The 13811-nt window shown below is 69.3% G+C and carries 12 protein-coding genes and 2 pseudogenes; 6 read left to right on the forward strand and 8 right to left on the reverse strand.

Translation table 11 applies throughout. The features are described from left to right. The first annotated feature begins 182 nt into the window (after window positions 1-182). Window positions 183-1733 carry an efflux transporter outer membrane subunit gene (locus GGQ91_RS19220; RefSeq protein WP_244447693.1) on the forward strand — a complete coding sequence of 517 codons (1551 nt, stop codon included), beginning with the start codon at window positions 183-185 and terminating at the stop codon, window positions 1731-1733. A 292-nt stretch (window positions 1734-2025) separates the two neighbouring features. Beyond that, window positions 2026-3552 carry a glucose-6-phosphate dehydrogenase gene (gene zwf / locus GGQ91_RS19225; protein WP_182592657.1) on the forward strand — a complete coding sequence of 509 codons (1527 nt, stop codon included), beginning with the start codon at window positions 2026-2028 and terminating at the stop codon, window positions 3550-3552. A gap of 430 nt (window positions 3553-3982) precedes the next feature. Here the strand turns inward: zwf and rnhA are convergent, their stop codons facing one another. The 4 genes from rnhA to GGQ91_RS19245 all read right to left on the reverse strand — a co-directional run bounded on the left by rnhA (window position 3983) and on the right by GGQ91_RS19245 (window position 7615). Further along, window positions 3983-4468 carry a ribonuclease HI gene (gene rnhA, locus GGQ91_RS19230; protein WP_053611321.1) on the reverse strand — a complete coding sequence of 162 codons (486 nt, stop codon included), beginning with the start codon at window positions 4466-4468 and terminating at the stop codon, window positions 3983-3985. Between the two features lie 7 nt (window positions 4469-4475). Next, entirely contained in the window at window positions 4476-5441 is a 966-nt protein-coding gene (thrB, locus tag GGQ91_RS19235; RefSeq protein WP_053611322.1) for a homoserine kinase, read from the reverse strand. Between the two features lie 102 nt (window positions 5442-5543). Next, window positions 5544-6545: a 4-hydroxy-3-methylbut-2-enyl diphosphate reductase gene (gene ispH, locus GGQ91_RS19240; RefSeq protein WP_043346311.1), complete on the reverse strand. Its 1002-nt coding sequence runs from the start codon at window positions 6543-6545 to the stop codon at window positions 5544-5546. Between the two features lie 224 nt (window positions 6546-6769). Next, complete coding sequence (locus GGQ91_RS19245; RefSeq protein WP_053611323.1) at window positions 6770-7615, reverse strand: C40 family peptidase; 846 nt, start codon at window positions 7613-7615, stop codon at window positions 6770-6772. A gap of 316 nt (window positions 7616-7931) precedes the next feature. Between GGQ91_RS19245 and GGQ91_RS19250 the strand changes: the two genes are divergently transcribed. Continuing rightward, a complete protein-coding gene (locus GGQ91_RS19250) occupies window positions 7932-8264 on the forward strand; it encodes a hypothetical protein (RefSeq protein WP_236952744.1) in 333 nt (110 codons plus the stop codon). 21 nt (window positions 8265-8285) lie between these two features. Here the strand turns inward: GGQ91_RS19250 and GGQ91_RS19255 are convergent, their stop codons facing one another. From GGQ91_RS19255 to motA, 3 genes are all read right to left on the reverse strand, one after another. Then, window positions 8286-8972 carry an SDR family oxidoreductase gene (locus GGQ91_RS19255; RefSeq protein ID WP_043346306.1) on the reverse strand — a complete coding sequence of 229 codons (687 nt, stop codon included), beginning with the start codon at window positions 8970-8972 and terminating at the stop codon, window positions 8286-8288. Window positions 8973-9504: 532 nt separating this feature from the next. After that, window positions 9505-10365 carry a flagellar motor protein MotB gene (locus GGQ91_RS19260; RefSeq protein ID WP_043346296.1) on the reverse strand — a complete coding sequence of 287 codons (861 nt, stop codon included), beginning with the start codon at window positions 10363-10365 and terminating at the stop codon, window positions 9505-9507. Window positions 10366-10387: 22 nt separating this feature from the next. Further along, window positions 10388-11251, reverse strand: a complete 864-nt coding sequence (gene motA, locus GGQ91_RS19265) for a flagellar motor stator protein MotA (protein ID WP_043346294.1) — start codon at window positions 11249-11251, stop codon at window positions 10388-10390. Between the two features lie 337 nt (window positions 11252-11588). Here motA and GGQ91_RS19270 point away from each other — a divergent pair. After that, window positions 11589-11681, forward strand: a pseudogene (locus tag GGQ91_RS19270) (IS6 family transposase); the annotation flags it as partial. A gap of 120 nt (window positions 11682-11801) precedes the next feature. Then, window positions 11802-12005, forward strand: coding sequence for a hypothetical protein (locus tag GGQ91_RS19275; protein ID WP_053611325.1), 204 nt, complete (start codon window positions 11802-11804; stop codon window positions 12003-12005). Here the strand turns inward: GGQ91_RS19275 and GGQ91_RS28225 are convergent. Then, window positions 11908-12253: pseudogene (locus tag GGQ91_RS28225) on the reverse strand (hypothetical protein); the annotation flags it as partial. The gene GGQ91_RS19275 and the pseudogene GGQ91_RS28225 overlap by 98 nt on opposite strands. A 158-nt stretch (window positions 12254-12411) precedes the next feature. On the opposite strand from GGQ91_RS28225, the gene GGQ91_RS19280 reads away from it, so the two are divergent. After that, a complete protein-coding gene (locus GGQ91_RS19280) occupies window positions 12412-13791 on the forward strand; it encodes an HD-GYP domain-containing protein (protein WP_043346292.1) in 1380 nt (459 codons plus the stop codon). Window positions 13792-13811 lie beyond the last annotated feature (20 nt).

Below are 13811 nucleotides of genomic sequence, written 5' to 3' on the forward strand. Positions count from 1 at the left end.
TTTCACGTGAAACAGCGGCGGCTCCGGTCGGGTGTGAACATCTGTCCAACCCACGCCCTCATCCTGAGGTGCCCGCAGCAGCGGGCCCCGAAGGAGGGTTCCAGGGATCGCGCGTCTGGCTGGAGCCGTCCTTCGAGGACTCCGGTGCGCTCCGGCACCTCAGCATGAGGGCGCGGGTAGGCATGACGCCTGCGTCCGTCGGATTGTTGAGCCGCGAATCTGCCGCTGCCAATCGCCGGCGCCGCACCCTCGCATCCCTCCTCCTCGCCGCCCCGCTCCTCGCCGGCTGCGTGGTTGGCCCCGACTACACCCGGCCCTCTGTGGAGACGCCCTTCGCCTACAAGCAGGGCGGCGTCCGCGAGGACAGCCCGGCCTATGTCGCGGCGCGCAAGAACGGCTGGCGCGAGGCCCGGCCCAACGACGCCGTGGAGCGCGGCGACTGGTGGCGGGTCTTTCGGGATCCGAATCTCGACCGGCTGATCCGCCTCGTCGACGTCGACAACCAGTCCCTCCGGCAGGCGGTGGCGAATTACCGGCAGGCCCGGGCCCTCGTCGCCTCCGCGCAGGCCGCCCTGTATCCGACGGTGATCGGCGCGCCGAGCATCACCCGGACCGGCAGCGGCACCACCACACGCACCAACGTGGCGCTGCTCGGCCAGGCGAGCTGGGAGCTCGACCTGTTCGGCGGCACGCGCCGGACCATCGAGAGCGAGGCGGCCCTGGCGCAATCCGACGCCGCCACCCTCGCGCTGACCCGCTTGAGCATCCAGGCGGAGATCGCCGCCGACTACCTGACGGTGCGCTACGCGGATTCGCTCCAGAAGGTGCTCGAGGAGAACGTCGAGAATTTCAAGAAGACCTTGGCGATCACCGAGAACCAGTACGCCGCGGGCGTCGCGGCCCGGTCCGACGTGATCACCGCGCAGACCCAGGTCCAGACCATCGAGGCCCAGGCCATCGCGGTTCGCCTGACCCGCGTGCAGTACGTCAACGCCATCGCCACCCTGATCGGGCGCCCGCCCTCGGAGGTGTCGATCCCGGTGGCCGGAATCCCGCGCAATCCACCCGGCGTGCCGGTGGGCATCCCCGGCGACCTCCTGGAACGGCGCCCGGACGTGGCCCAGGCCGAGCGCCTCGTCCAGGCGCAGAGCGAGCGCATCGGCGTTGCGGTGGCGGCCTTCTTCCCCACCGTGACCATCTCGGCCCAGGGCGGCATCTCGGGGGCGACCCGCAACGGCCTGCTCTCGGCCGCCAACCAGGTCTGGTCTGTGGCGGCCTCCGGCAGCGAGGTGTTGTTCGACGGCGGCGCCCGCACGGCGGCCCTGCGCTCGGCCGAGGCCGGCTACGATTCTGCCGTGGCCGGCTACCGGCAGGTGGTGCTGGCCGCCTTCGCCGAGGTCGAGAACCAGATGGCGGCCCTGCGTATCCTCGGCCAGCAGCAGAAGGCGCAGGACACCGCCGTGGACCTGTCGCGCAAGGCCGTGGAGATCACCCTCAACGAGTACCGGGCCGGCACCCAGAACTTCACCACGGTGGTGACCGCGCAGAGCCTGCTCGTGAACAACGAGGTCAACGCCCTCCAGGTGCGGCTGAGCCGCTTCACTGCGGCGGTCACGCTGATCCGCGCCCTCGGCGGCGGGTGGGACGTGCGCTCGCTGCCGAGCGATTCCGAGCTGAAGGGTCCGAGCCTGCCGATCGACCGGGGCGGGCAGGCGGTGCGCCCCGACGAGTAGGGATTTGCGGGCGCGGGCGGCCGGCTTCCGGTCGAGGCCGTCCGGTGATGCAACCCTCCGCATCGGCGCGACGTCGCAAAGCGGCCCAGGGTCCGGCGGCGTCGAAGGGCGTGACGGTGTCGGTCACCCCGGAAGACGTGGCTGTGGGCTCAGGGTTCGAGGAACCGGGTATGCATGCGGGGTTCCTTGATCCTGGACCCGGCGCAGCATAGCCCCATAGGCGCCGGAACGGGCCTCGCCGTAGCGGGTTGTCAGGCCGGTTTGCCGCACTGCAGCCAGACGGGAGTCAGGGATGGCCGAGCCGACGACAGCCCTCAAGGATACGGCAGCCTGCGGCACGCAGCCGGCACCGCCCTGTACGCTGGTGATCTTCGGGGCTGGTGGCGACCTGACGAAGCGCCTGCTGATGCCCTCGCTCTACAATCTCGCGGGCGCGGGGCTCCTGGCCGAAGGCTTCTCGATCCTCGGCATCGACCACAACGACGGCACTGACGAGTCCCTGCGCGACAACCTCACCCAGACCCTGGAGGCGTTCAGCAAGGACCCGACCTCGGAGTTCCACGCCGACCACATCGACCCGAAGAGCTGGGGCTTCATCCGAGACCGGCTCCACTACCTCAAGGGCGATTTCGAGAAGCCCGAGACCTACGCGGCCGTGAAGCAGAGGGTCACCGGCAGCGCGGTGTTCTACTGCGCGGTGGCGGCCCGCTTCTTCGGGACCATCGTGGACGGGCTCGGTCAGGCCGGGCTGCTCAAGCAGGAGGGCGACGGCTTCCGCCGCGTGGTGATCGAGAAGCCGTTCGGCTCCGATCTCGAATCGGCCCGGGCGCTCAATGCCCGGATCCTCAAACAGGGCGACGAGAGCCAGTTCTACCGGATCGACCACTTCCTGGGTAAGGAGACCGTGCAGTCGATCATGGCGTTCCGCTTCGCCAACGGGCTGCTGGAGCCGGTCTGGCGGCGGGAATACATCGACAGCATCCAGATCACGGCGGCCGAGACGGTGGGCGTCGAGGAGCGCGGCGGCTTCTACGAGCCGACCGGGGCGCTGCGCGACATGGTGCCGAACCACATGTTCCAGCTCCTCTGCATGGTCGCCATGGAGCCGCCGAACTCCTTCGACGCGGAGGCCGTGCGCACCGAGAAGGCCAAGCTCGCCGAGGCCGTGAAGCCGATCCTGCCCGAGGATGCGGTGCGCGGCCAGTACACGGCCGGCACCTCGGAGGGACGCGACGTGCCCGCCTACCGGGACGAGCCGCACGTGGCGAAGGACTCGGTCACCGAGACCTACATCGCCCTGAAGCTCAACATCGAGAACTGGCGCTGGGCCGGGGTGCCGTTCTACGTCCGCACCGGCAAGCGCATGACCGGGCGGCGCACAGAGATCGCGGTGCTGTTCAAGCCGGCGCCGTTCAAGATGTTCGAGGACACGCCCACCGCCGATCTCGCGCCCACCGTGATGCGGATCCAGATCGATCCCGATCACGGGGTCAGCACCGAATTCAACGTCAAGGTACCGGGGCCGCAGATGGCGATCGGCCGGGTCCGGTCCGGCTTCCGCTACAAGGACTTCTTCGCCGACCGGCCGAATGTCGGCTACGAGACGCTGCTCTACGATTGCATGACCGGCGACGCGACGCTGTTCCAGCGCGCCGACAACATCGAGGCCGGCTGGGCGGCGGTCGATCCGCTGCTCGAGGGCTGGCCGCAGGGAGAGGTGACCTTCTATCCGGCGGGCAGTGCCGGCCCGAAGGAAGCCGACGCACTCCTGGCTCGCGACGGCCGCCACTGGCTGGGTCTCGACGGCGAGACCGACTGAGAAGGGGCCGCCTGATCGGTTCTCCGCCAGACGGCCGTACGATAGCCTTCCCCATAGCCTTCCCCATTCGTGAGGATGCGACAGCCTTCCGGCGTCGAGAGGGTTGCCTCGGGCGGGGGGCGCGTCACCGTCGACGGGCGCTTTCCGGACCGCGACGCCATCGACGATCTGACGGCGTTCGACCACCCGGCTCCCGCCATCGCACTCGACGAGCGGTTGGCGAAGAGCGGCCTGCTGGAGGGATCGTCCCGCGCTCGATCGACCCGGCCGTCTGCCCAGCGGGCGGGAGCCTGTCGTGCACCGTCGTTCCGTCATCGCGCACGATGTGGCCGACGCGGCCATGCGCGTCCTGCACGGCGCTCCGCCGTGGCCGCCGAGCGGGAAACGAGGGCGCGGTCGTGGTCGCGGAGCGCTGAACCCGGATCCGGTCTCAGCGGCGCTTGAACGGCAGCATCGCAGCGACGGCGAGCGCGTCGACCCGGTTGTTGAGCGGGTCGCCGGCATGGCCCTTCACCCAGTGCCACGCCACGTCGTGCCGCTCGCGAGCGGCGTCGATCCGCCGCCACAGATCCTCGTTCTTCACCGGCTTCTTGTCGGCGGTGCGCCAGCCCCGGGCCTTCCAGGCGTGGATCCAGCTGGTGATGCCCTGGCGCAGGTACTGGGAGTCCGTGAACAGGTCGACGCGGCAGGGGCGCTTCAGGGCCTCCAGCGCCTCGATCGCCGCCAGGATCTCCATGCGGTTGTTGGTGGTGTGGGCCTCGCCCCCCGAGAGCTCCTTCCGGGTGTCGCCGAAGATCAGGATCGCGCCCCAGCCGCCCGGCCCGGGATTCCCCGAGCAGGCGCCGTCCGTGTAGATCGTGACGCGCTTCGGCTCGGCCGCGGCCTGACCGCCCGGCCCGGTCTCGTCGGCGCTCACCGGGCCCTCAGCGCGGCCGCCCGTAATCCCACGCGTCCCGGGCCTGCCGGTGGAAGGTGAGCCGGCGATCGAATTCCCGCGGATCCTTCGGCTTCACCAGGGCGCCCGGGGGCACGTTCAGCCAGTCCACCAGCCGGGTGAGCATGAAGCGGAGCGCGGCGCCCCGGCACAGAATCGGCAGGGCCGCGACCTCGGCGGATTCGAGCGGCCGCACCGCCTCGTAGCCGGCGATCAGCCCGGCCGCCATGTCCCGGTGGAAGGTGCCGTCGGCCTCGAAGCACCACGCGTTGAGGCAGACCGCGAGGTCGTACGCGAAGGCGTCCGTGCAGGCGAAGTAGAAGTCGATCAGGCCCGACAGGGCATCGCCGATGAAGAAGACGTTGTCGGTGAACAGGTCCGCGTGGATCACGCCGCTTGGCAGATTCCGCGGCCAGTGTGCCTCGAGGACGGCGAGGTCGGACCGGGTGCGCGCCGCGAGACCGGGCTCGACCGAATCGGCCTGGTCCTCGGCCTGCGCGAAGAGCGGCCGCCATGCGGAGACCGAGAGGTTGTTCTCCCGCACCATCGGGAAGTCCCGGCCGGCGGCGTGCAGCTCGGCCAGCGCCCGGCCGAGCGCCCGGCAATGCTCGACGCCCGGCGTCTTGACCGAGACGCCCTCCAAGAAGCTCACGATGGCGGCGGGGCGGCCGCAGAGCTGTCCGAGGGCCTGGCCGGCCCGGTCCCGCACGGGCTGCGGGCAGGCGAGGCCGCGGGCCGAGAGGTGCTCCATCAGCCCGATGAAGAACGGCAGGTCCTGTTCCCGGACCCGCTTCTCGTAGAGGGTCAGGATGTAGGAGCCCTGGGTGGTGTGCAGGAAGAAATTCGAGTTCTCGACCCCCTCGGCGATGCCCTTGAAGGAGAGCAGGCTGCCGATCGCGTAGGCGGACAGGAAGTCGGCGAGCGCCGCGTCGGATACCTCGGTGTAGACGGCCACGTGTTCGCGCTCTGATTTCGGAAGGTCAACATGGCAAGGGGCGCCGAAGCGCCCCCGCATAGAGCATGCCGAGCCTCAGGCCCGCGTGTCGGCCTGGACCGCCTACTCGGCGGCCTCGCTGCGCAGCTCCCGCGGCAGCGGGAAGACCATGTCCTCGATCACCGTCGAGACCGTGTCGACGATCACGTCGTAGCGGGCCGCGAACGCGTCGATGATCTCCTCCACCAGCACCTCAGGCGCCGAGGCGCCGGCGGTCAGGCCGAGCTTGCGGATGCCCTCGAAGGCCGGCCAGTCGATCTCCTCGGCGCGGAGCACCAGACGGGTGATCGGGCAGCCGACGCGTTCGGCGACCTCGCGCAGGCGCTGCGAGTTCGAGGAGTTCGACGAGCCGACGACGATCAGAGCGTCCACCAGCGGGGCCACCTGCTTCACCGCCTCCTGGCGATTCGTGGTGGCGTAGCAGATGTCGTCCTTGTGCGGCCCGGTGATGGTCGGGAACTTCTTCTTCAAGGCGTCGACGATGTGCCTTGTGTCGTCCACCGACAGGGTCGTCTGGGTGACCCAGGCGAGGTTGTCGGGATTGTCCGGGGTGAGCGCCGCGATCTGGTCGAGATCCTCAACCAGGGTGATCGAGCCCTTGGGCAGCTGGCCCATGGTCCCCACCACCTCCGGATGCCCGGAATGGCCGACCAGCAGCACGTGGCGGCCGCGCTTGTGATGGATCTCGGCCTCGCGGTGGACCTTGGTCACCAGCGGGCAAGTGGCGTCGATGGTGGTGAGCCCGCGCGAATCGGCGTTGGCCGGCACGGTCTTCGCCACGCCATGGGCGGAGAAGATCACCGGGGCGCCGCCGTCCGGCACCTCGTCGAGTTCGCGGACGAACACGGCGCCCTTCCGCTTCAGGCTCTCGACCACGTACTTGTTGTGCACGATCTCGTGACGGACGTAGACGGGCGGCCCGTAGATGGCGAGAGCCCGTTCCACGACATCGATGGCCCGCACCACGCCGGCGCAGAAGCCGCGGGGGGCGCAGAGCAGGATTTCCAGCGGCGGCTTGCCGGCGGTGCCCGGAACGGGCTCGGTGGTCGCGATTTCGACGGTCATGAGGGGGATGTGGCGAGGGCGGGGCGGTCCTGTCAACAGGACTGGCCCAGGAACCGGGCGGGAAGAGGGAAGCGGAGCCGCTCTGTAGCACGATTGCCGCGGGAATTGGACCCGCGCCGTTCGCAGAGCGTCACGCAGGGCCGCTGCGCCGTCCGCGGTGGGGGACAGACGGTTTTCGTGAGCGACACCCGTCTCGTCTATGCGCAGGGCGCCGGCACAGCCGGCTAAAGCCGCCGGATTCCCGTCACGGCGCCGAAGCTGTGCGCCTCGATGCGGGCGACCGCCTCCGCCAGCGGCTCCGCCGCCACCGCCATGTGGTGGCCGTTGGCGTGGATCAGCGTCTCGGGATCGCGCATCAGCCCGACATGGCCGCGCCAGAACACGAGATCGCCCCGGCGCAGGTGCGCGAGGTCGAGGGGCAATGCCTGCCCGAGGGCCCTCTCCTGCATGTCGGCGTCGCGGGGGCAGGGCAGCCCCGCCATGTCCAGGCAGAGCTGCACCAGACCGGAGCAGTCGAGCCCGAGACTGGTGCGCCCACCCCAGAGATAGGGGGTCCCGGCCAGCCGCATGGCCGTGGCCACGTAATCCGGTTCGCGGCTCTCCACGGAGGCGCAATGCCGGGCGAACACATAGCCGCCCCGGGTCTCCAGATACGCGCCCGACTCACCGGTCGCCACGAGGCGGGCGCCGAGGCTGAGATGCCCGAGGACCGGCCGTTTCAGGTCCGGTTCGGGATACAGGAAGGTGCGCAGGGCCGTGACGCGGTGCGTCGGCTCCGGATCGGCCGGGCCCAGGCTGTCGGCGGGCAGGTAGCCGACATAGCCGTCGCGGGCGAGCTGCACGAAGGCGAAGCCCTCGGCCGCGTCGTAGAGATCGACCGCGTCGCCGAGGAGCGCCTCGGTGTCGAGCCCCGCGCCGGGATCGGGCTCGCGGCGCAGCGGCGCGGACGGCGCGGTCACGCGCCGCGGCGTACCGGCGACGTACCGCGCCGCCGTGACGCGGTCCCGCAGGCGGAGATCGGCGACATGCGGTCGGGCCGGAGTCAGCCGGGGATCGAGGGGTTCGCTCATGCGCAGATCCTACCATGAATCCGACCCTGCCGGGCTGACGGGCGGGTCAGCGCGGTCGCGCCGGAGCGACGCTTCCGGACGCTCCTCTGCGCCACTATGCCGCGCCGAGCGGTACGGGGGCCTGGACGGCCCGGATTCCGCCGCCGGAATGCTCGGATGCCCGGCCGATGAGGCACCGGATGCCCCGGGGCGCGTCACATCTCCGTTCCGGATTCGCGAGACATGTGCCCAAGGCGCCCATCACACGTTTTTGATGCACTGCACAACCCGCGCGGAAGGCGCTATGTTCAGGGTTATGAAGACCGCGAGTCGCCCCGTGAAGAAGACACAGAAGAGCTTCGCCGACCTGCCGCCGATCCGCGTCCGCCGCGAGCCGCCGACGGTGAACGAGGCGGTCGCCGCCGCGCAGGACCTCGCCGACGATGTCGAGCAGCAGGTCGAGATCGCCGCCGGCCTGATGGGCCTGCCGGCCGACGAGGTCCGCCCGCACGTCCTGGCGGCCAAGAAGGCCAAGCCGGAGCGGGTCCCCGAGCGGATCCTGACCCATGCGAGCCCGAGCCGGGCACCCCGCACCGTGGTGGTCGAGCGCCGCACCCGCCCGACCGTGGTGATCGAGCGGCGCAGCCGCCCCCTCGACCCGCGCCGCTGAGCGGCCGTCAGGACGACCGCGTCACCACGCCAGCGTCTCGCCCCGGTAGTCGAGGTAGTGGGCGCCCGGCCGGCCGAGTTGCGCCCCGATCACGTCGGCGAGGCCTGTGACGCTGGTCGCCACGTCGATGTCGGCCTCCGCCCCGCCCATCTCGGTGCGCACCCAGCCCGGATGCAGGATCAGCACGGAGACGTTCTCCGCCCGGTGCCGGATCTCGAAGCTGCGCGCCAGGGTGTTCAGCGCTGCCTTGCTGGCCCGGTAGGTCTCCCAGCCCCCGGTCTCGTTCAGGCCGACGCTGCCGAGGATCGAACTCATCAGCGCGATGCTGCCGCCAGGGACGAGGCGATCCAGGAAGGCCTCGGCGAAGCGGATCGGACTGATCGCGTTGGTGAGGTAGACCTGCGCGGCGACATCCCGGGGCACCGCGTGCGCCGGGTCGTGCGCCAGGGTGGCGACACCGGCCACCACGAAGATCAGGTCGAAGCGCTCGGAGGCCAGCCGGTCGTGCAGGGCGGTGACGCCGGGATCGTCGTCGATGTCGGCGGTCTCGACGCGCAGGGCCTCCGAGCCGAGGCCGGCGAGGGCGGGGGACGGCCTGCGCTGTGTGGCGGTGACGCGCCAGCCGCGGGCCAGGAATGTCTCGACGAGGCCGAGCCCCAGGCCCCGCGAGGCCCCGACGATCAGCGCGTGCTTCTGCGATTGGGTCATGGTCGGTCTTCGGGTCTCGGCCGGATAAGGTTCGATCGGCCGCGGAGGTTGCGTGACCGGGGTTCGGTCTCGAACGGGCCGAGCCCGGGGTTCGCACGTGATCCGCGTGACCGGACGAATGTCCGGGTCGGGTGGTTTGCCGCCGGTCCGCTTTCGGAAATCGAGGTGGGGGAAGCGGACGCCGCTCAGGTCTCTGGGGTTGATTTCTCGACGGTCTCTCGCCCCGTGCGGCTCGAGGCCTGTGGCCTGACCGCGACCTCCATTCGTTCCCGCGACCCGAAAGCCATCCCGACAGGCCGCCCCCCTCCCCTGGGGGTGGATCCTGGGGATCCGCTGAGGGCGCTGACGGAAGGCGCGCGGCGCAGACGCGCCGGGCCTGTTCGTAGGCCGCCCGCTCCGTCTCCGCACGCGCGCCAGAAGCGACGCTGTAGCCTGTGGTCCTGCGCAAAGCGCGTGATGCGCCACGATGATCCGATGGGCGGCCTCGACGGCGATTCGCCGTTGTCGTCCGAGGCGGCGCGGTGCCTCGTCGTCAACGAAGCAGGTTCGGGGGCACCGGCGGGCTCGCATTGAGCAGAGTGATCGTCACCCGTCGGTTCGGCGCGATGTAGGGATTGTCGGGGAAAACCGGCTCGGTGTCGGCGCGTCCCACCACGGACGAGAAGTGGTCGTTGGGAACCCCGGCACCCGACAGGATCTCGCGCACGGCGAGCGCACGCCCGGCGGTGAGATTCCAGGGTTCGGCGGTCCGCGCCGAACCCGGGCGTGCGGCGGCCGTGTGGCCGGTTATCGACAGGCTGTTGGGCAGCCGGCGCAGGGCGGGCGCGAGCGCCTCCAGCACGCGACGGGTGCGCTCGTAGGGGTCGACAGAGCCCTCGCGGAACATGGCGCGGCCGTCCTGGTCCACGAGGGACACGTTCACGCCCTCCTTGGTCTGCTCGATCACGATGTTCTTCGACAGCTCGGCGATGTCGGGCATCGTCTGGAGCGCCTGCCGGAGGCTGGCTATGGCGCTGTAGTTCACCTCCGTGCTGGCGGCCGGGCGGCTGGCATCGAGATCGCTGGTGCGGCCCGGACTGGTCGGGCGCACTCTGTCCTCCCGCTCGGCAGAACCCCGCTCCGCGTCGCGGGGCGTGGACGGCTTGTTGCCTGACGTGTCCAGGGCGGTGCCGTACAGGATCCCGCCCGCGCCACTGGTTGCAGGGCTCAAAGCCGCCGGCGAGAAGTATTCCGCCAAACCGATCTTCTGCTCCTGCGTCGTCATGCTGATCAGCCACATCAGCAGAAAGAACGCCATCATGGCGGTCACGAAGTCCGCATAGGCGATCTTCCAGGCCCCGCCGTGATGGGCGTGTGCGGCCTTCTTGACCTTCTTGATGATGATCGTGGTCATCGAATCCCTGCCGGATAGCGGGTCAGATCTGGGCGGGCAGAGCGGCGGTTGCCGCTTCCACTTCGCTGAAGGTCGGGCGGACGTCGCTCATCAGAGACTTGCGGGCAAATTCTATCGCCATGACCGGCGGCTGGCCGCCGATGTGGGCGAGCAGGCCCGCCTTGAGGGAAAGGTAGTATTTGGATTCGGCCTCGAAGAGGCTCTTGAGCGACTGCGCCATGGGCCCGAAGAAGCCGTAGGCGACGAAGACGCCAAAGAAGGTGCCGACGAGCGCGCCGCCGATCAGATGCCCCAGCACCTCCGGCGGCTCCTTGATCGCCCCCATCGTCTTGATCACGCCGAGCACGGCGGCGACGATGCCGAGCGCCGGTGTTCCGTCGGCGAGCGCCTGCATGGCAGACACGACCCGCTCCTGCTCCTGGTGGTGCGTCTCCAGTTCCTGATCCATGAGAGCGTCGATCTCATGGACGTTGTTGGCACCCAGCGACACCATGCGCATGTAGTCGCAGACAAACTCGACCGCGTGATGATTCGCTGCAAAGGTCGGAAAGGCGTTGAACAGCGTCGACTCGCCCGGGTTTTCAATGTGCGGCTCGAGCGCCATCGAACCCTTCTGCTTCGCAAGCTTGAACAGTGAATACTGCATCCCCAGCAGTTCGACATAGGAGTTCTGCGTGTATTTGGGGCCCTTCATCAGGGTGCCCAGCATGGCGGGCACGGCCTTGAGCACCGGCCCTGTGTTGCCGATGACGAAGGCACCGATGGCTGCACCGAGGATGATGACAAACTCGAACGGCTGCCAGAGGACTGCCAAGTGGGCACCCATCGCCGCGTAGCTGCCGAACACGCAGACGAAGACGATCAGTGTGCCGACGATCAGCCGCATGATTTGCCATCCTTGCGCGGCGGCAGGTACGGCCCCCGCGAAGCTTTCAAGGATCCAGCAAATCACTGAACAAGGTTAATGCTGCGTTTAGAGCGGCCGCCGGAGGATTATGGGACGGTCGGTCCCAGCGTGGGGTCGAGCGGGTTTGACCCGGCGTGACGGGTGCGGGCGTGTCGCACGCGCGAACGCGCGGGTTCGCGGGTCGTTGGGCCTAGCCGCCGAGCCTGCCGCTCCATCCCCGCCGCTCCATCCCCGCCACCCCATCCCCAGAGCCCGCGCATGATCTGCGGCTCGGACGGCATGCTGGGGCTGCGCAAGGGCTTCGGCTTTGCCGGTGAAGGGCTTCGGCTTTGCCGGTGCATGGACCGTGCGCGAGCGGCACCCGATGCTGGCCCGCTGCTTCGGACATCCCGCGGCGAACAAGGCGTGACGGCGGGGCGATGGACGACCGTCCCCGCATCCCTCCCGCCTCGCGGCATGGCGGTTACGCCGTGGCCGGAGTTCCGCAGGCGCCCCGTGGGCCATCAACGCCCAGACGATCCGCGCCATCATGTCCGCCAGGGCGACGGTGACCCGCATGCGCGGCTGGCGCGACAGCATGCCGGCCGACCTCGCCCCAGCTTTGTCGCGGGATCCCGGGCGAACCGCAGCGTCGGGCGCCGCGCCGCAGATCGCCTCCGCGTCGGCCATGGCGCTCTTCTGCCGCTTCGCGAACGGCTTCACGCAAGCCGGAGGGATGAGCCGCGTGTCGTGACCGGCCAAGTCTATCCCGCATGCCCAGTGACGAGCACCGGCGCAGATCTCCATCGCGCCCATGCATCGGGGAGGTGTCGCGACGAACGCCCGCCCCGGATCACGCCGCAGCATCGTGCGACCCACGGCTGTGCCACTCGCATCCGAGCGGTGACCCTGGAAAATCGACTCGACCGGATCGATCCCGCCGGTGCTCACCCCACCCGGGAGGCCGCCTGCAGGGGTGTCGCAACACCCCCGCTCTGGCACAGCGATGCCGTCGGGGGATGTCCACCCCAACGCTCAGGGTGGTTTTGCGGCGGTCCCCGGCCGAGATGAGGACGCATGGGAACGACCGTCGATGAACGGTTTCATTATTTTTGGGAGATAGTCATTCGGCCTATAAGGCACGAGTTTGGGCTATACCAATGCGAATCGTGGCGAGCGGTGACGCAGAGACACAGACCGTACACCTGTCGGAAATCCTGGGTGCCTTGAGCCATGCCCTGGATCTGACGGAAGGTCAGCCCGTGGGGCATTGCATTCGTGCGACATGGATCGGCTTCCACATCGGCCGCGCGATGGGCCTGCCCGACCTTCAGCTGTGGGAACTCTACCATACGATCATGCTGAAGGATCTCGGCTGCTCAAGCAACGCCGCGCGAATCTGTGAGCTCTATCTATCCGACGATCTCAGCTTCAAACGTGACTTCAAGACGGTGAGCGACAGCTTGCCGAAGGTGCTGGGCTTTGTCTTCGCTCACACGGGCCTGAAGGCAGGCTTGGCCGAACGGTTCCGCGCGGTGCTCAACATCTTGCAGAACGGCGGAGCGATCGCCGACGAGCTCATACAGACCCGCTGCCAGCGCGGTGCCGCGATCGCCCGGCAGCTCCGCTTTTCGACGAGCGTCTGCGACGCCATCCACGCGCTGGACGAGCACTGGAATGGCAGCGGCCGGCCGGACCGCCTCACGGGCGCTGCGATCCCGCTCTACGCTCGTGTGGCGCTGCTCGCGCAGGTGGTCGACGTCTTCCACGCCGCAGCTGGCCCTTCGGCCGCGATCGCCGAGGTGCGGGCGCGCTCTGGCACATGGTTCGACCCGCAGGTCGTCGCCTGCTTCGAAGCGGTCGCGGCCGAACCCGGCTTCTGGGAGGTTCTGGGTTCGGATGAGGTCGAGGCGGCGGTGTTCGCCCTGGCACCGGTCAGCCCGATCGCGGTGGACGAGGACTACCTCGACGACATCGCCCGCGCGTTCGCCCAGATCATCGATGCCAAGAGCCCCTTCACCTCCGGCCACTCCGAGCGGGTCGCGGTCTACGCCGATATGATCGCGGCCGAACTCGGCTTTACTGCGGAACGCCGCCGCTGGCTCAAGCGGGCCGCGCTCCTGCACGACATTGGCAAACTCGGGGTCTCGAACGCGATCCTCGACAAGAACGGCAAGCTGGACGATGCCGAGTGGCAGGACATGCGCAATCACGCCGCCCTGTCGGAGACCATCCTGGCCCGCGTGGCGGTGTTTCACGAGATGGCCTGTATCGGCGGCGGCCATCACGAGCGGCTGGACGGCAAGGGCTATCCACGGGGGCTGAAAGGCGATGCGATCGTACCCGAGATCCGGATCGTCTCGGTCGCCGACGTGTTCGACGCGCTGACCGCCGACCGACCCTACCGGGCCGCCATGCCGCTTGAGAAGGCGCTCGGCATCATGCGGGCGGATGTCGGCACAGCGTTCGATCCGGCCTGCTTCGCGGCGCTGGAGCGGGCGCTCGCCGCGATCGAAGGGGATCTCGCCCGGGCGGCCTGAGCCGCGTCGCCGTTCACCGA

The sequence above is a fragment of the Methylobacterium fujisawaense genome (genome assembly GCF_014138435.1).
In the GTDB taxonomy this organism is placed as follows: Bacteria; Pseudomonadota; Alphaproteobacteria; order Rhizobiales; family Beijerinckiaceae; genus Methylobacterium; species Methylobacterium fujisawaense.

Coding starts and splice junctions, on each gene's coding strand:
- GGQ91_RS19220 (WP_244447693.1), top strand. CDS start 183: ATGACGCCTGCGTCCGTCGGATTGTTGAGCCGCGAATCTGCCGCTGCC.
- zwf (WP_182592657.1), top strand. CDS start 2,026: ATGGCCGAGCCGACGACAGCCCTCAAGGATACGGCAGCCTGCGGCACG.
- ispH (WP_043346311.1), bottom strand. CDS start 6,545: ATGACCGTCGAAATCGCGACCACCGAGCCCGTTCCGGGCACCGCCGGC.
- GGQ91_RS19245 (WP_053611323.1), bottom strand. CDS start 7,615: ATGAGCGAACCCCTCGATCCCCGGCTGACTCCGGCCCGACCGCATGTC.
- GGQ91_RS19255 (WP_043346306.1), bottom strand. CDS start 8,972: ATGACCCAATCGCAGAAGCACGCGCTGATCGTCGGGGCCTCGCGGGGC.
- GGQ91_RS19260 (WP_043346296.1), bottom strand. CDS start 10,365: ATGACCACGATCATCATCAAGAAGGTCAAGAAGGCCGCACACGCCCAT.
- motA (WP_043346294.1), bottom strand. CDS start 11,251: ATGCGGCTGATCGTCGGCACACTGATCGTCTTCGTCTGCGTGTTCGGC.
- GGQ91_RS19275 (WP_053611325.1), top strand. CDS start 11,802: ATGTCCGCCAGGGCGACGGTGACCCGCATGCGCGGCTGGCGCGACAGC.
- GGQ91_RS19280 (WP_043346292.1), top strand. CDS start 12,412: ATGCGAATCGTGGCGAGCGGTGACGCAGAGACACAGACCGTACACCTG.